This is a genomic window from Ignavibacterium sp., from assembly GCA_032027145.1.
GTDB lineage: Bacteria > Bacteroidota > Ignavibacteria > Ignavibacteriales > Ignavibacteriaceae > IGN3.
The window spans coordinates 1,230,000-1,248,412 of record JAVSMP010000001.1 but is presented as its reverse complement, the minus strand read 5'-3'; the positions used below and the strand labels follow the sequence as shown (position 1 = coordinate 1,248,412).

Annotated in this window: 12 protein-coding genes; 3 read left to right on the top strand and 9 right to left on the bottom strand. The window is 33.3% G+C overall.

The genetic code is table 11. The features are described 5' to 3' along the window. The first annotated feature begins 499 nt into the window (after nucleotides 1-499). The gene (locus ROY99_05050) at nucleotides 500-3,175 is read left to right on the top strand and encodes a DUF2341 domain-containing protein (GenBank protein ID MDT3695739.1); all 2,676 of its coding nucleotides are present in this window, start codon (nucleotides 500-502) and stop codon (nucleotides 3,173-3,175) included. Between the two features lie 74 nt (nucleotides 3,176-3,249). Here the strand turns inward: ROY99_05050 and ROY99_05045 are convergent, their stop codons facing one another. Next, nucleotides 3,250-4,170, bottom strand: coding sequence for a hypothetical protein (locus ROY99_05045; protein MDT3695738.1), 921 nt, complete (start codon nucleotides 4,168-4,170; stop codon nucleotides 3,250-3,252). A 179-nt stretch (nucleotides 4,171-4,349) separates the two neighbouring features. Between ROY99_05045 and ROY99_05040 the strand changes: the two genes are divergently transcribed. Beyond that, complete coding sequence (locus ROY99_05040) at nucleotides 4,350-4,580, top strand: DUF5522 domain-containing protein (GenBank protein ID MDT3695737.1); 231 nt, start codon at nucleotides 4,350-4,352, stop codon at nucleotides 4,578-4,580. 64 nt (nucleotides 4,581-4,644) lie between these two features. On the opposite strand, the gene ROY99_05035 is transcribed toward ROY99_05040, so the two are convergent. The 8 genes from ROY99_05035 to ROY99_05000 form a co-directional block, all read right to left on the bottom strand. Next, a complete protein-coding gene (locus ROY99_05035) occupies nucleotides 4,645-6,576 on the bottom strand; it encodes a T9SS type A sorting domain-containing protein (protein ID MDT3695736.1) in 1,932 nt (643 codons plus the stop codon). Nucleotides 6,577-7,171: 595 nt separating this feature from the next. Then, complete coding sequence (locus tag ROY99_05030) at nucleotides 7,172-10,147, bottom strand: PKD domain-containing protein (GenBank protein ID MDT3695735.1); 2,976 nt, start codon at nucleotides 10,145-10,147, stop codon at nucleotides 7,172-7,174. Nucleotides 10,148-10,407: 260 nt separating this feature from the next. Further along, nucleotides 10,408-12,666 (bottom strand): T9SS type A sorting domain-containing protein, encoded by a 2,259-nt coding sequence (locus ROY99_05025; protein ID MDT3695734.1) that lies wholly within the window; start codon nucleotides 12,664-12,666, stop codon nucleotides 10,408-10,410. A 50-nt stretch (nucleotides 12,667-12,716) separates the two neighbouring features. After that, nucleotides 12,717-14,117 (bottom strand): ATP-dependent protease ATPase subunit HslU, encoded by a 1,401-nt coding sequence (hslU, locus tag ROY99_05020; GenBank protein MDT3695733.1) that lies wholly within the window; start codon nucleotides 14,115-14,117, stop codon nucleotides 12,717-12,719. 2 nt (nucleotides 14,118-14,119) lie between these two features. Continuing rightward, nucleotides 14,120-14,659, bottom strand: coding sequence for an ATP-dependent protease subunit HslV (hslV, locus tag ROY99_05015; GenBank protein ID MDT3695732.1), 540 nt, complete (start codon nucleotides 14,657-14,659; stop codon nucleotides 14,120-14,122). 143 nt (nucleotides 14,660-14,802) lie between these two features. Beyond that, nucleotides 14,803-15,435 (bottom strand): hypothetical protein, encoded by a 633-nt coding sequence (locus ROY99_05010; protein ID MDT3695731.1) that lies wholly within the window; start codon nucleotides 15,433-15,435, stop codon nucleotides 14,803-14,805. Next, nucleotides 15,436-16,890, bottom strand: a complete 1,455-nt coding sequence (gene rpoN / locus ROY99_05005; protein MDT3695730.1) for an RNA polymerase factor sigma-54 — start codon at nucleotides 16,888-16,890, stop codon at nucleotides 15,436-15,438. A 1-nt stretch (nucleotide 16,891) separates the two neighbouring features. Then, a complete protein-coding gene (locus ROY99_05000) occupies nucleotides 16,892-17,461 on the bottom strand; it encodes a DUF3109 family protein (GenBank protein ID MDT3695729.1) in 570 nt (189 codons plus the stop codon). Between the two features lie 176 nt (nucleotides 17,462-17,637). Between ROY99_05000 and ROY99_04995 the strand changes: the two genes are divergently transcribed. Beyond that, entirely contained in the window at nucleotides 17,638-18,408 is a 771-nt protein-coding gene (locus ROY99_04995; GenBank protein ID MDT3695728.1) for an SDR family NAD(P)-dependent oxidoreductase, read from the top strand. Nucleotides 18,409-18,413 lie beyond the last annotated feature (5 nt).

Here is an 18,413-nt window from a genome sequence, read left to right as displayed (position 1 = left end):
AAAAAAATCTGAAATAAAGACTAACTGAGATTTTTAAAAGATTTGTTTAAAATAAATTCAGTTTAAATATTTGTCAAAAGTCAATTATCGGTGATAATAAAGTATAGTCTAATTAAACATCTATATTTTAGATGCAGTATTTCTGTTTAAACTCAAAAAAAGGAAAAAAATATTTTCTTAATAATGTATTCATCAAAATATTTTTGTACATTGGAACTTAGAAATCAGGGAGAGAGCAGCTTAAACTATTTTTCACTATCCTTCCTGAACAATCAGACTAATTTCTATAATTAGTAGAATTCAAATAATAGTACTTATAAAAAAATGTTAGGAGAGCATTTTCTTAGAAGTATGAAAAATACGCTTCTTTATAGTATTACTTCACTAATAATTATTATTACTATAATATTTATTATTAGTTTTTCTGCCTTACAATCTCTATTTGTATTGCCTATGAATTTAAAACAACAAATAAAAAATTAAATGGTTGAGGATAGCTATGCGAAAAAACTTTTACTTATTTCTTTTTAGTGTCGGAATTATTTCAAGTATAATAACAACACTTAACGCCCAGTCGTGGCTTAATAATTGGGACTACAGAAGAGAAATTACAATCACTAATAACAGTAATTCTATTTTAACTGATTATCAGGTAAAAATTGATTTAAGCAACCTTAATCCTGCATTTGATTTTCAAAATGCAAATAGTGACGGCAGTGATATAAGAATTACAACAGGTAACGGAACTACAGAAATACCATTCTGGATAGAAGTCTGGGATACGACATCACATCAGGCAGTAATATGGGTAAAGGTACAAAGCATACCAACAACAGGCGATTCAATATTTTTATATTATGGAAACTCATTAGCTACTTCAGTAAGCAACGGTACAAATACCTTTATGTTCTTTGATGACTTTAATTCAGGAAGTAATACATTGGAATACTGGGGCGGATATGCTAGCCATGATTGGAAATATTCAATGCATATGCAAGAAGGAGCGTTATACTACTCAATAATCAAAGCACAAAATGGCTGGCCTATTGAATCGTTAGATAATGAGATTGAAGACGAATTCGATTATATGGATACTCAGATAAATACAAATGGCACTGTGACTGGATTATCATCAGAACCTATTTATTGTTACGGATTAGTATTATCCAATTTAGCACTAGGATACGAATATTTTAGAGTTAGTAATCCGACTCTGGCAATGAGATGTTATGATGATTTGATAAATGTTTATGAATATGTGAAGAATACTTATGGTACTCCAACTACTGCACCAGATTACAGTCTCGCATTACAGGGATTAGCAAATGCATGCAAAGCATTCACTATCTATGGAAATACAACTTTAGCAGATGAGTCCAGAGGAATAATAGTAAACTATGTAAATACTTTTACACAAAGTTCTGGTGGATGGACTGGACAAAGTGGTGTACAGGATCATCTAAAAAGAGATTTTGGAGTTCTTTTAGCTTATGATGTGACAGGAGACGCTTCCTATCTAACTAAAGTCAGGGACAATATAGACTGGATTTTGATTAACAGATGGGTTTCAAACAATGGCGGTTTGACCTGGACTTCTCCAACGCCCTCAGGTGAATTTTATGAATGTCATCAACAGTGGTTTATGATTGCAGTGCGTATGCTATATGAGAGAGATAACTCCTATGATTATCTCTCATATGGTGAGCAAGCCTGGCATTTCCTTACTGATACCAATTATCCGAATATAGATATGTATGTTCATAACTATATTAATCACAATGCATTCTTTTCTTACCGACTGGTTACATCTGACGGACTAATACAACCAAATAACTTTAAAGGTTCATATGAAATTGGAACCGCACTATGGGGTATGTCTCTGAATTACGGTTGGGTTTCAAATTATAAGTCTTCGCACTCAACACAAGCATATAACTATCTGGATATGATGGTGCGTCAAGCAAAAAATACTCCAACGAACAGAGGATATTTCTCAACAAGTGGAACATGGATTCGATTACTTAACTGGAACACATCTGCTTGGGAACCTGACCCTGCTAAATGGATTGTAAATGGAGTTACTGTACAAATCGTCGAAGATGAAGGCAGCAATGTACTTAGTTTGAGAAGTGCTTCCCTTTCTCATAACAACTTTCTTAGAACAACCGATTTGAGTTTTGGTAATTTCGTTTTCGAAACAAAAGTTAAGTTAACTCAAGATGCTAATAATGTTTGTACACCAGAAATAGGCTTCCGGTATACAAGTAACGGTAATAGATATATAACATTACTTCGTGGTGAAACTCAAAACGATTTGTTTTTGAGAAAATACTATAACGACAATGGATTTATTAATGCCGTAACGTCAAATAACTACAATGTTAATCAATACTACAAGTATAAAATTGTAGCAAATGGTAATACAATCAGTCTTTACTTAGATGATGTTCTAATATTAAGTCCTACCAATGACGGAGGTGATGTATTAACCGGGGGTTTCTGTCTTCAGAATTATGGAAATGTGGCAGTCTATTATGATGATGTTCGTGTTCGCAGTTTTGCAGCTATTGAACCAGTTATAACAATTGGTCAAGAGGTATCAAATCCGTTGCCAGTAGAGCTTAACTCTTTTTCTGTTCTGGTTATCGGCTCAACAATTAAATTGAACTGGACTACAGAAACAGAAGTAAACAATTATGGTTTTGAGATACATCGGCTTTCTGAGAATGATAAAAATGGTTGGACAATGATAGGATTCGTTCAAGGAAATGGTAACAGCAATTCACCCAAATATTATTACTTCGAGGATAAGTATCTCTCATCAGGAAAACACCATTACAGATTAAAACAGATTGATAATGATGGAAAGTATGAATACTCAAAGACAATAGAAGTGAATCTTGGTTCACCTGTCAAATACGAGTTAAGTCAGAATTATCCAAATCCGTTCAATCCTTTTACAACTATTAAATATTCAATTCCGGAAGCTGGTCAGGTAAAATTAGTTATATATAATGCACTTGGCGAGCAGGTTGTAGAGTTGTTAAACGAAATTAAAGAAGCCGGAGTTCATACAATAAATTTCGATGCAAGTAATCTGAATAGTGGAATGTATCTGTACAAACTAGTATCAGGTTCTTTTATTCAAACAAAGAAGATGATAGTAATAAAGTAAATCAGGAATATTTCCATATAATACAAATTCAAACCCGATTTCTTTCGGAATTGGGTTTGAAGTTTTAAATCCAATTAAAACACAACCGATACGCCAAATTTAAATTGATCGAATGCAATTGGTGCTTCACTATTAAATGGCCAGTTCATTTTCTCTTGTCTTAATTCATAAATCCCATACGCAAGCGCATTCTTAAGCAAAAAGTTTACAATTGGTCCTGCTGAAGGTGAAGATTTAAATATTTTATTGATAAACCCGTCGAGTAGTCCTTGCGCTGCTGACTCGATTAATCCGCTGCCCGCCCACTTCCAGAATAGATGTCTTTGAAAAACAATGGATCGTTCATATCCTGCATCCAGTATCAGGTTATCAATTAATTTAATACGAATTCCTCCCTCACTGCTTGTTCCAAATCTAAATGATTTATCATACAGATTTAGTTTTTCAATATCATCGCTGTTAATGAGTGCTTGATTTTCAGGATATCTGAAATCAATGTTTGACCAATTAAGTGTAGAAGAATAATACGGAATAATTGCAAAGCTCTCGCCGAGCTTATATCCATACCCGTGTAATCTGCCAAATCCAAATCTCCACATATCAGATTCTATCTCTGAACCAGCAGCTTCTTTACCAGTAAGTTTGTTTGATGTATTAGAAAGATAAACATATTTAAAACTATGACTATTGATATAATCAGTATCCCAAGTATTACTTTCTTTAGTATATCCAAGTTTTAGTTCAAATAGATTAGGGTTAACAAAATTAGATTTAATATCGGTTCTATTAATATTTGCTAATCCATATTGCATAGAAACTGAAGGGTGTGTCTGTTCGAAATCGAAATCAAAGTCCCAATTTTCCCAATCTTTCCATTCATCCCACTTCCAATGCCAATCCCAATCATCAGTTGATTTAGAAGAATCCTGTTGTGCAATTGAAAAGCTGCAGGAAAAGATAATTATAAGAGCTGATAATAATTTTAATCTATACATATACTTCTCTAAAGATTTTTTTCTGTACCAAATATATTTATGTATTAAGCGCAAAGATGGTTTATTATTATAGATAACCCTTACAATTGACGAACGGGAATTATTAATTATTTGCGGTTTACCAAAACACAATAAACTCTTTTATATATTTGGCTATTACTTGATAAAATATTTTATTTATGACTGAACAAATAACAAAAGAAAAACTTTATACTATATCCCGGCTTAACAAAAATTATCCAAACTATAATGAGATAATCAGACTTCATAAAGAAGCAATTGAGCAACACAATGATATTTACTTTGATCCTGATACCGGACTAGCTGTTTTAACTGCTGAGTTTTTACTTAAACGGGGTTATTGCTGTGGTAGCGGATGCAGACACTGTCCTTATGATGAGAAAGTTTAACAATAAAGGCGATCAAGTAATCGCCTTTTTATTGATAGATGGATGATGAATGTTCAACGCTCAATTATCTTATCAGCAACATCTTTTTTGTGTTAAGGTAATCTCCAGCCTTTAGCTGATAAAAATAAACTCCGCTTGAAAGCTTTGATGCGTCAAAACCAACTTCGTAAATTCCTGCATTTCTAAATTCATCAATAAGTGTAGCAACCTCATTACCAAGAACATCATAAACTTTTAATGTTTGATGACCAGCTAATGGAGATTGCCAGGTAATTTTTGTAGCCGGGTTAAATGGGTTTGGATAGTTTTGGTTTAGATTATAACTGGTTGGGGAACTATCAAAACACACAATGATATCTGTTAATGTTGTATCGCCGTAAACAATTCCATCTATAACACAACCTTTAATATCTATATGTGCATCAAAAGCATCTATTAATGAAACAAAAACAGAATCCAATCCAATACCTTGAGTTAAGGAATAATAATCACCGCCTAAACTACCAGTTGAAAAACCATTTCTCTTTCTGTAAGAACTCCAATCATTAAAGTAGTCCTCATTTTCGAAAATCATTCCAATGGGATTATAAAATGAATACAATCTTGAAGTGTTAATTTGATTTCCTTTCTCTGCCATTAGATCATCGATGATACATTCAAAATTTGTTGAATCTAAAGTTGAATCATATCTAAAAACCAGTCCAGTAAGCGAATCAATCCTCTCAAAATTTACAAGTTGTACTTTATTGTAAAAATCATAGTCATCAATTTTATAATACTTCTTTCCGTTTGGTTTGTTTTCTAATCCTATAACACTGCGCTGAAAATAGCTTGTATCAATAATTGTATTTCCAGTTATCCAATCAAGCGAGTAATTAATTCTTTCATAAAACCATTTATTTCCGATTTGTAATGGATAGAAGTCTAAAGCCTCAGCTGGAATCGGCAATGATTTGATTACAGTTATACTATTATTAGTTATCTCATATAGGTTATATTTAGTTGCAGCGTATAGCTTGTTAGAATTTGGCTTTTTAAATATGCCTATGATTTTTTTATCTAATTCTTTGTATAGATTAAATGTATTTCCATAATCTGATGAATACATAATTTTATTTCCATCAGCTAAATAAATTGCACCAGATTGGTATTCATCTATTGTTATAAAAATCGGATCGATACTTTCATACTTTATTTGCCAAGAAAATGGTTCGCCTTTGTTATCCGAAATTGATAAATAATATATACCTGGATATGTATTTTTTGATGAAGATCTATAAATGTGAGATTCATCAGTATCATAGTAAAAGTTAGGTGCAGGATTTGAATGAGTATATTGAGTATCACATATGAAAAAATTTTTGCCTTCATCTGTTGATTTATAAACAGTGGAATTTATATCACTAATGTAAAATGACATTTCATTGTCAAATGGATTAACAGAAACAAACACTTTATTGGATGACAGAGTATCCCAAGATAAACCTCCATCATAACTTTTAATGCTCGTAATTGATGAGTCTATATCCCAGGCGATTAAACCATAATAAATACAATCTTTTTGTTTTGCATAATCTATTTTTTCACTATTACCCCACGAACCATTATTAAAAATTATTCCATATTCTGAATTAAACGCAAATGGAGAACATTCCATTCCGCACACAGTGCCTGCAAAAATATAATGTATTGGATTAAAGTCTATAATTTTATAATCATCTATATAAATATGAGCAGAGATATTACTGCCGGATTCTCGAATAAATAAAGTATCTTTCTGATTTCCGAGGTCAAAGTGATACAAAGAATTATCTTCATAAAAACCGAATGGTTGTAAAATCTGGTAACTGTATATCCTATACAACAGATGTGTATTACCCTGAGCATCCTCCATTCCTTTTAATTCGGAGAAATGCGGAGAAACATTTTGAGCAGAAAGTTGAGAAGAAAATGTTAAAGAAAGAACAACAAAAAAAAGCAAGCCAAACTTTTTCATAACAAACCCTCTTATAATGTATTACTGCAATAAACTTAAGAAATAGTAGTTGGAAAGTAAAGAAATATTTATTTGTTGATAATAAACAAATGTTCTCAGTCATTACGAGTATGGTAAAACCACATTAAGCAATCTCTAATTTTGCAGATCACTTCGTCACAATCATGCCTGTAAGCAGGCAGGTTCTCGGGACTCGTGATGACATAAAAAGTATTACAAAATAAACTTACTCAAATAGTGATCTTTAATAACTTTCAATTGGCTGTCACGGTCGTACTGTGATAGAAAAACTATTTACAACAATACAAATCAACTCCGCCCATTTCAGTATTTACTTCTAAAACTGATTGATAGTTAAATGCATAATTTCTTGCAAAGGTAATATTTATTACAAAAACTTTATAGTTAATGTAAGCTCAATTATCATTGGTAAAAAGACTTTAAGTTCTACTGCTTAACCAGTAATGATTTTGTTTCCTATAATAAAACAGGCGATCCAAAGACCGCCTGTTAATGTTAAATGTTGAATTTTTAATGTTCAATGTTTTTGAATATGTTTATCAGTTATTGAGCAATAATCATTGTTGATTGATCATTACTTTAAAAGTATCATCTTCTTAGATGAAACAAAATTACCAGATTGCATACTGTATATATAAATTCCACTTGGAAGATCAGAAGCATTAAACTCAACCTCATAATTTCCTGCTGGTTTAATTTCACTAACAAGTGTTCTTACTTCTTCACCAAGAGAGTTAAATATTTTTAATGTTACTTTTCCATCATCCTTTAATGAGTATTTTATTATTGTACTTGGGTTAAATGGATTTGGATAGTTTTGTACAAGGGAGTATTCCAGCGGAAGATTAACTACAACATTTACTTCATTTGAGTATTTATAAGTGCCATCATAATCTAACTGCTTTAACCGGTAATTATATTTTCCTTCGCTCAATTTAGAATCAGTAAATGAATATGATTTTGCATCTGTTGTGGTTCCGTATCCGGCAACATATCCAACTTTTTCATACTTTCCATTTTCACTCATTCTTTCAATTTCAAATCCCTGATTATTGGTTTCTGTGGCTGTTGCCCAGTTAAGTTCAACATCAGCTCCAATTGCAAAAGCTGTAAACGATGTTAACTCAACCGGAATAATATATTGCAGGCACAAATTATCCCAGTATATATAATCATAATTAAAAGAATTTCCTGAAAAAGTAATTTCCACTTGTGTATTTGCTCCGCCTGATGCAGGGGTTGTAAAATTTCCTGTAAACAACTGCGGTCCAACGTTACCTGTTGCATTTACCTGATTATACAATGATGTACTCGTTGTTCCGCCATCGTAAGTTACATCAACAGTTACTGTTCCGCTTGGACTTGAATAATAATCGAAGTAATAGTTAAATGAAAAGAACACTACTTGATTATCAGGCAAATTAATTACTGAAGATCTAATTTTCGATGTTCCATTGAATGATGGAGACCAGCCTAATCTTAATTCTGGTGAAGTGCCTCCGGCATTTGCTGAATTATTTGCTGTCCAGTTTGTCATACCAAGCGGTCCAACAATAGTCCAGTTACTTAAATTATTAAATTCATTACACCACTCAACAACATTTGGATCAGTAACTTTTATGTAATTTGTTTTGGTCTTAGTGCTGGAATAAGAACCATCAGAAACTGTAAGCTTAACGGTATAAAATCCAAAATCAGTATAAACCCAGGTTGGATTTTTATCAGTAGCATCAACAACTCCATCGTTATTAAAATCCCACTCCCAGGAAGTAATTGGATTTGGCTGAGAGATAGATAAGTCAGTAAAATGAACAGTTAACGGTGCATTACCAACAGTAACATCTGCCATAAAATCTGCAGTTACGGGTCCTGCTATATAACCTCTGTCTGCAAAAACAGGAATTATATGAACAAGATTACTGCCGCCGTAATTAAGCTGGTCGGCTGCTATAAATGCATTAGCTGCATCTTGTTGATTAGAACCACTATTAGTCATAGAAAGTGCTACAAGAAAGTTTTTATCAGTAGGAATTCTTCCTATCAAGTCATAAATAGACATTAAAGAAGAAGCCCACATTTGACCATCAGTATGTATAGTCCCGGTTAATCCTTCTGGATAGTGAGCACCGTAGTTTGTTATTCTGCCAGCCCAAAAAGGATTATGTCCATCCCATATAAAAACCCAGTTATAAGCAGGATCTGAGGGCGTCCAATATCCTGTACTTCTTAAATACGAGCTTGCCCAGTAATCACCGCATCCTTCACTTAAGCCCTGAATCTGTGATAGAGAACCATTTGTTAACCAATCATGAAGTCCGTGACCAAGTTCATGAAGAATAACACCCGGATCTTCACAATCATCAACACCGCCATCACCCCAGGCAATCTGACCGGTGCTTGGTATGTAATGTGCATTATCGTCGCCATTTAATCCGTGGGGATCATATCTGATACCGCCGGTATATTGAAACGGATGTAATGGTATGCTAAGAGTGTCGTTAATCCATCTCATCGCATTATCAATATGGTAGTAAGCATTAACTGCTTCAAAAGAATCGTGGCTTCTTGTAAAGAAGAAATCTGTTGTTGGATTTGTATGCAGTCCTGTGAAAGGTGCTTCAAAATCTCTTATCTCTGCCCAAGGACCTTTCAAAATATATGCACCGCTTTCAAAAGTAATATCGCGTAATGCTTTTAACTCTCTGTGAAAAGTCAGCGAGTCAGAATCTGCATCATTGTTATCTACAAATCCTGTTGAGCCGTAAGTTGTTCTTGCGTGAGTAATCGGATCAGGTGCAAATACATATCCGCTTCCTTCAGCCAATTCTGGTTTTGATTTTATCGGGTCATCATAGCAGGCAACATCTTCAACTCTGAAAACCTCACCTGTCTGTGCATCAACTAAAACCTGCCATTCACCAAATAATTCTTCTGATGGTACAATCGTTACAACCTGAGCGAGTCTAAAGGTTCCTTTGTTATAATAAATCCCTGGTTCACTTTTCTCAAAGTTGATTGCACCCTTTATTCCTAAATATCCCTTTGCTATAATTAATGCGTGTTCTGAACTGATATTAATCCTTTCAAGATCGTTTGTAACTTTTGTATTATAATTTACCTTTGAACCATTTGCAACAAACACTACCCGGTTGTTCTTACTTATTGTAACATTTATTCTTGAATTTAAAACCGGATACTGTCCGATGTATTGATCGAAGTGAACATGATATCCGACAGGAGTTTCTCTGGTAGTCAGGTATCTTAGTTCAGATAAATCAGGTGAAAACTTAAAAAGGTCATGGTTTTCTTTAAGAAATTGCCGCGCCATTTTTTCTGGTGAATCATTTGCTACCAGATAATCAGGTTTGTAAAGGGCTACAGGAACTCCGGTTTCCTGATTAATCCTCATATTATTTTTAACAAAAGTAGCTTCGGTTTCATCAGGCACTATCTGCAATGATGAAACGACTGGCGGCTTCTGAGCAAATGAAAAACTCATCAGCAGGAGAGCGATAATTACTGAGAATGGTTTACGTAGATATGTATTCATTATATCCTCAACGAATTTTGGAATGATAGTTAGTTAATTGTTTAGAACCTTCTTTTTAATGAAATTATCAACAGGGATATGCTAATTATTTTCTAAGACGCTTCAGTCCTCAAAAAAATAACTGTTCATTGAATGAATTTAAGATATCTCCATCGGTTCGCTAATATTATAATTTATTTTGGTTTGGTCAATAAAATTGTTGATATTTTTTTTATTTTTTTCTCTCGGACAAACTATTTGATAAGATGATTATACATATATTATCTAAGCAGCAGCATCTTTTTGACCTGGGTTAAATTACCGGCTGTTATTCTATAAAAATAAATTCCGCTTGACAAACTGAAAACCTCTCCGCCTGTATTTAATCCACCAATTGCATTAAATTCTACTTCATAACTGCCTGCTGTCTTTACTTCATTTAGAAGTGTTGCTACTTCATTTCCAAGTATATCATATACTTTCAAAGTTACTAACTCATCACCTCTGTTACTTTTTGGGTTTGTAGAATTCGGGATTGAGAATTTTATCTTTGTTGATGGGTTAAATGGATTTGGAAAATTTTGGTAAAGAATAAATTCATTTGGAATACTCTTATCATCTACAGAAGAAATTCCATTTTTAAAATACACATCCATACTATCGATTGTTGAATTGCCGGACTGATCAAATGCTTCAACATATATTCTGTATTCAGAGTCATAATAATCCGCAGTATTTAACGAATTATTTCTTTCTTCAAGTGTGATTAGTGAATCAGCATCACTGTTTGTAATAACATGATGGAAGTTCCTTACTGTACTCATCCAAGTTGTCGGGGTTAAAATATCATCTCTTTTATACATTACAGCTGCATAAGGTTCAAAATTATCTCCCGAATAAAACGGATATGAGTGATTTAATATATGAGCCATTTTTCGCGGAACAATAATCTGATCATCGGGTATTCTTTTTATCCAATAATCAATTTTAAATGCAGGCTGCTGCCACTCAGAATCTCCGGCATAATCGAATGCTTTTACAATAATATCCACCTCACCAGACAATGAGTCAGGTTGTAAATAGTTACTCGTTTCATTAGTACAAAAACCAAATTTCTGATCGGGAAAAACATCGTCAATTACAGGTTTTGTTTCATCACTAACTGGTGTTAAAGCAAGTAATGGATTAAAATTAATTCCCCATTCGTTATCATCATATAACCAGACAAATCCCGAATCATTTATTTCAACAAAATGTATATGCCCCCATTCGGAAGTCCACTCAACTATATCTGCAAGATAGTCGTGCACTTCAACTGTATCTCCCACATCAAATTGTATAGTGTTCTCGATTAAATGAGCATACAGCCAACCATTTGATCTATCCTGAGTATTTGAATCGCAAATTGATAATCGCCAGTAAATATAACCGCCAGTGGTTAAAACACATTTTACTACTCCACCTCTGACAGCATAAGTTGGTTCAGCTATTGGCGTAATAATATCAAGCCCTTGATGCAAATATGAATATCCTGATCCGTAACCGCCCATATGTTGTTCGTAATGATTCCAGATAGTACGCATACTATCGAACGGAGAAAAGGGCCAGGGAATATTATCATAGGTGTCTGTTTCATTAGAGGATTTATAAACATTGGATTTACTCAGGTATCTGCTTTGCCCGGTCTGCAATTCTTGTATGTTACCCTGCTGGTCAAATGAAATCAATTCGCCTTGTGATTTAGTTTTTGTACGGATGTGAACTCCAAGCGCAATTTTGTTATCAATTAGTTTCAAGTCCCTGTTAGATTTATTAACCTCTGAAGTATATGAAAATTTAATATGACCATCAGATATAGAATATACTTTCAGGTTTCTTTTATCAATCGCAGCAATAAGATCATTTACAGTGGATATGATGACTTTGCGGGTATGTTTAAACCCAGTATTGATTGATTTGATCAGTAATCCTTTATTAAAAACCTCAATCTTATCTTCAGATGCAATTGCAACTAATTTATCATCCTCCGAAACAGCAAATTGAAACCCTTTGGGATATCTTTGAACAGACAAATCTTTAACAGATATAATTTGAATTCCATCAGGTGAACCAGCTCCAAACAGATTACCTGATAATGAAAACCCAAACAGATTTGCATTTATTAATTCAAGTTCTGTTAGTTTGCTTCCTGTTTTTGAATAAAAATGAATTTTTAGTTTTCTATTGAAGTGATAAGAATGATCGTAAAAAACAATATTACCAGAATTAGATATATCAACATCAGAACCAGGAATATCAGTCATCGTGAACAAGAGCTTATCATTTTCATAAAAACTGAAATTGACAAGTTTCCGCATTTCATCAGTAACTTCTTTTATATCATACTTACACCAGTAAATTCCATTTTCTGATTCTTTTTTTGCATCGGGATTTATAATGGTATGTATTATAGTTCCATTTATTGAAGTAGTAAATTCAGATTGTGCAAAGACTAAAAAAGTATTTAATATCAGAACTGCAGCAAACAAAACTTTACTCATATTAACTCCAGGTAAAATAAAAAACCCCTTAAAAAAGGGGCTTTCAAACATTATAAAATAAATTTACTTAAATCTCTGTCCTTAACGATTTTTTCAAGTTTATCTTTTACAAATTTCGCATCAATTTTTACTGTGTCTGATGGAATTTTATCCGGTACATCAAAAAGTATTTCGTCCAGCAGAGTTGTAAGAATTGTGTGTAATCTTCTGGCACCGATATTTTCGACCTGTTCATTTACTTCTGTTGCGATGCGCGCTATTTCTTTTATTCCATCTTTACTGAAGTTTAATTTTACACCTTCTGTTTCAAGCAAAGCGCTGTACTGCTTAAGCAGTGCATTTTGTGGAGTAGTTAATATCTGAATAAAGTCATCTTCAGATAAGCTGTTTAATTCAACCCTGATAGGAAATCGTCCTTGTAACTCAGGAATTAAATCTGATGGTTTTGAAACATGAAATGCACCCGAAGCAATAAACAGGATATGATCGGTTCTAACAACACCATACTTAGTATTTACGTTTGAGCCTTCAACAATTGGAAGAAGATCCCTCTGAACACCTTCGCGGGAAACATCAGGACCCTGAGCTTTTCCGCCGCCGGCAACTTTATCTATTTCATCAATAAAAATCATTCCTGAGTTTTCGACTCGTTCAATTGCTTCTTTCTGAACAGCATCCATATCAATCAGTTTCTGCATCTCTTCCTGCGCAAGAATTTGCCGGGCTTCTTTAACAGTAGTTTTTCTTTTCTTTCGTTTTTTCGGCATGATGCTGCCCATTATTTCCTGAATGTTAATCCCCATATCATCCATACCAAAAGGACCCAAAACCTGCATACCAATTGAAGACTGTGCCTGAGAATCAAACTCAATCATCTTATCATCCATTTCACCACTTTTAACTTTTTCGCGCATCCATTCACGAGTTTTTTTATTCTGATAAGCTTCATTCTCATCTTCGCTTACTTGTTGTTCTTCACCTTCCTGAACAACAGTAGTTGTTTGATTTTTTTTAACCGGTGGAATTAAAATATCAAGTATTCGCTCATCTGCAAGTTTTTCAGCTTTGGTTTGAACTTCCGAAGCTTTTTCTGCTTTAACAAGATTAACTCCAACTTCTACCAGATCGCGCACCATTGATTCAACATCCCTACCCACATATCCAACCTCGGTAAATTTTGAAGCTTCAACTTTTACAAAAGGTGCTTGGGATAATCTGGCTAATCTTCTTGCAATTTCAGTTTTACCAACACCTGTTGGTCCTATAAGTATTATGTTGTTTGGCATAATCTCTTCACGCAGTACATCTTTTACTTGCTGCCTTCTCCAACGATTACGGATTGCAATAGCAACAGCACGTTTAGCTTCTGTCTGTCCGATAATAAATTTATCTAACTCCTTTACTATTTCTGAAGGAGTATTAATATTTTTCTCTAAGGATTTATTTTCCATAATCAATCAATGACCTCTACATTAATTTTATCGTTTGTGTAAATACAAATTTCAGCAGCAGTTTTTAATGATTCCTGCACTATTTCTTTTGCTGATAACTGACTATGTTTTTTTAACATTTGCGCAGCAGCAAGTGCATACATTCCGCCCGAACCAATTGCGACAATCTGATCATCAGGTTCAATAACATCTCCGGTTCCTGAAACAACAAGTGCAGTATCTTTAGAGATAACGGCAAGCATTGCTTCAAGTTTCCTCAAAAATTTATCTGTTCGCCAGTCTTTTGCAAGTTCAACTGCAGCACGGTTAACATTTCCGCGGTATTGTTCAAGCTTGTCTTCAAATCTTTCCATAAGTGTAAAAGCATCTGCCGAAGCACCTGCAAAACCGCAAAGTACTTTTCCGTTTGCTATTTTTCTAATTTTCATTGCATTATGTTTCATAACAGTGTTACCCAAAGAAACCTGTCCATCACCTCCAAGTGCGGCAACACCATTGTGTATAATACCAAGTATTGTTGTTGATTTTAATCTTTGTTTCATAATTAATTATTCCTGAATTTAATCAATACAAATTTAACAATATGAACTGTACCCTCTAAATTGGACAACATAAAAAAAAAGGAGTAATACTTGCTAAGCAAATAAAAGTCAGTTACAAATATTACTACTAATGAACTCCAAATTTATTTTGATGGAAATTTTAATCTAATTGGAAAAATTCTTGGTACACTTTTCTGATAATTTGAATAAACATCACCAAAAAGCCTAACCAATTTTTTTTCTTCATAATACGAGCCGATATAAAAATAGGCTGTAAACGATATGAACATTGTGAGATAAGACAAATTCATTTCAGCTCTGAACAACAAAAATAAGATTGAAAAAAAATATATCGGATGACGACTGTATTTATAAGGTCCTTTTATTCTTAAAGTATATCTTTCATCAAGCTCATTTTCAGAGTATTCATTGTTTATTAACCTGCCTATTTGATTCACTCCTATAAATTCTTTTAAACTGATATACTTAAAACACCATATCACTCCTGCCATTGCTGCTAATTGCGGAATTAAAACAAGATAATCGTAAGGCGGGGGTAATTGATAAATCTGTAATGAAGGATGGGGTGCTGCTTCCCAGATAAAATATAAACTCAGCAACGCAAAGATGTTAAATAACAATCTGTAAAAAGCTATAAATTTTCCGAATAGTTTTTTAAAAGCAATTTTAATTTTTTCTGATGCAAGCACGGAATGTACTAGTCCATAAAGTGCAAAGAGAAAAATTAAAGCAACAACATCCCAGAAATACAGCATTTAAATCATCTGTTTACGCAAGCGTGCAACGGGCAGCTTTAATTGCTCGCGGTACTTTGCAACAGTTCTTCTTGCAATGTGGATACCCTCAGCATTCAATAAGTCTGCAAGTTTATCATCACTAAAAGGTGCTTTTTTATTTTCGTGTTCTATTATCTCTTTTAATCTTTCACGAATGTGTTTGTTGGATACTTCTTCGCCAAAATCTGTTGATAATCCTTCGCTGAAGAAATATTTCAATTCGTGTATTCCCATCGGGCTTTGAACATATTTACCATTTACAACCCTGCTTATTGTAGAAATATCCATTTGAATTTCTTCAGCAATATCCTTGTATATCATAGGTTTAAGGAACTTTGGACCTTTTTCAAAAAACATGTACTGTCTTTCGAGGATTGCACGCATAATTTTCATCAATGTTTCGCGTCGCTGCTGGATGCAGGCAATAAACCATTTTGCAGATTCAAATTTTTCCCTTAAAAATTTATAAGTCTCTTTTTCCCGGTTGTTTCTTTTTAATCTTTTATTGGAATTAAACATTTCCAAATATTGTTTGCTGATCGTTACTGAAGGCATACTTTTATCATTAAGAGTAATCACCCAGTTTTCATCTACTTTTTCAACTATAAAATCAGGTGTAACCTGATTCATTTCCATTGATGAAATATTACCTTCGCCTGGTTTTGGATTCATTGTCTGGATCAGTTCGACAGTATCTTTCAAACTTTCATCAGTCATATTCATTCTTTGCCTGATAAGATCAAATCTTCTTTTTGTAAATTCATCATAATGATCTTCAAGCATTTTAATTGCAAGATATTTGTTGTAGGGATCAGATTTACTCTCCTGAAGTTGAACAATTAGACATTCCTTCAAATTTCTGCTGGCAATACCAATCGGATCAAATTTTTGGATTCGTCTAAGCAAATCTTCAGCAGTCTGAGGTTCAATATTAATGTGTTCAAACATTTCAAGTTCATTAAGAATCTCTGATAGTTCTCTTTTCAAATATCCGTCTTCATCCAGGTTACCGATTATTTCTTCACCAAGGATATAAAGATTTTCGCTAAGATTAAGCATTCTAAGTTGTTCTGTTAAGTACTCACTTAATGTTTCTCTTTGTGGCGCAAGCGGTTGATAAATTTCTTCATCAGGGCTTCGGTTGATTCTTTCATGATCAAAATCATCATCATTCATATAATCTTCCAAAGCAAATTCTTCATTATCTTTATCAGAGTACTCGTCTTCTATTTCAGATTCTGTATCAGAATCTTTTTCCTTATCATTCTGCTCAAGATTCATTTCCATTTCCTCTTCAAGCACAGGATTCATTTCAAGTTCAGTTTTTATGCGCTGTTCTAAAGCCAGGGTATTAAGCTGTAGCAGTTTCTGATACTGAATTTGTTGTGGCGAAAGTTTTTGTGTTTGAGCTAGTCGTTGACTGAGTGAAAGCATTTTATTTACCTGTATAATTCATAAGTTTATTGTACCATTGCTCTCCGTATAATCTTATTAAAGAATCTTTGCAGAATTCTACAATAGTAACATTTTCTTCTTTTCCTTTTTCAAGTGCCGGTGCACACTCGCTGAACTTTTCATAACGTAATACATCTCCTCCAAAATCTGATACCCGAATTGGAAACAGATGACAGGAAATTGGTTTTCTGTAATTTATTTTACCGTCAAAATAAGCGCGTTCTATAGCACATCTGGCAATACCATTTTCCCAGTAAGAGAACACACAGTCTTTATTATTAATACTGTTTATTAAAATCTCACCGTCATTAATTTCGTAAAATCCTCTTGTTTCAATTTCGTCAATATTCTTTTGTGCCAGGTAATTTTTAACTACTGGAAGAACTTTCTCAATTTCTTCAACTTCGTCTTTTCTGATTGGCGCACCAAATTCACTATCCAAAGTGCAGCAGGCACCTTTACATTTCTTTAAATCACAGGAAAAGGGAATTTCTACTATTTCATCCCTTACCAAAACATCATTTATTGCAAATATTTTATCTATTGTCATTGGAATAATTTTTGCTATTAGCGTGCCAAAATATATGGTAAAAATTCTTTTTAAAGAAACGATTTTTCTGCTTTAATTTCCACTTTTAATCTTTCCTGTAAAATTTATTTACTATCTGGTTGATTTTAATCTCTTAATTCAATTACTTGCTTTGTAAAAATTACAAAAAGAAGCAAATGAATTTTAAAAACTTTGTAGTTCTATTAACCGGTGCATCTTCGGGTATTGGTTATCAACTTGCAAAAGATTTGGCAATGGAGGGTGCAAAACTTGCGTTAGTTGCCAGAAGAACAGATATATTAAAATCATTAGTTGATCAAATTGGTGATACATCCCAAATAAAGTATTACAAATGTGATGTTACTTCAAAAGATGAAGTCTATAATACAGTAAAATTAATCAAAGAAGATTTTGGGCAAATTGATATTGCAATACTTAACTCAGGAGTTTCTGAAAGATTGGGTGTTCTGAATTTTAATTCATCTGAAGCTGAAATAACTTTCAATACAAATGTTCTCGGTCCGGTTTACTTTATCGAAGAACTATTGCCTTATTTTATAAAACAAAAAAAAGGCTATATCGTTGGTGTATCTAGTCTGGCAGATGTAAAGGGTTTTCCCAAAAGTGGATTTTATGCGGCAAGTAAAGCGGCGTTAACAATCTTATTAGAAAGCTTACGGATAGAACTAAAAAAATATAATGTTAAAGTTATTACTGTTAAACCCGGTTTTGTTAAAACAGCAATGACAGATAAAAATGAATTTGAAATGCCGTTTTTAATGAGTGTCGAAAAAGCCAGCAGGATTATAATTAAAGGATTAAAAAAAGATAAACGTATAATCGAATTTCCCTGGCAATTAACAATTGGTGCTAAAATATTAAAACTAATGCCAACTAAATTATTTGAAGTATTGGCTTCCAAGGAACTAAGACCAAAGAAAAAATAAAAAAC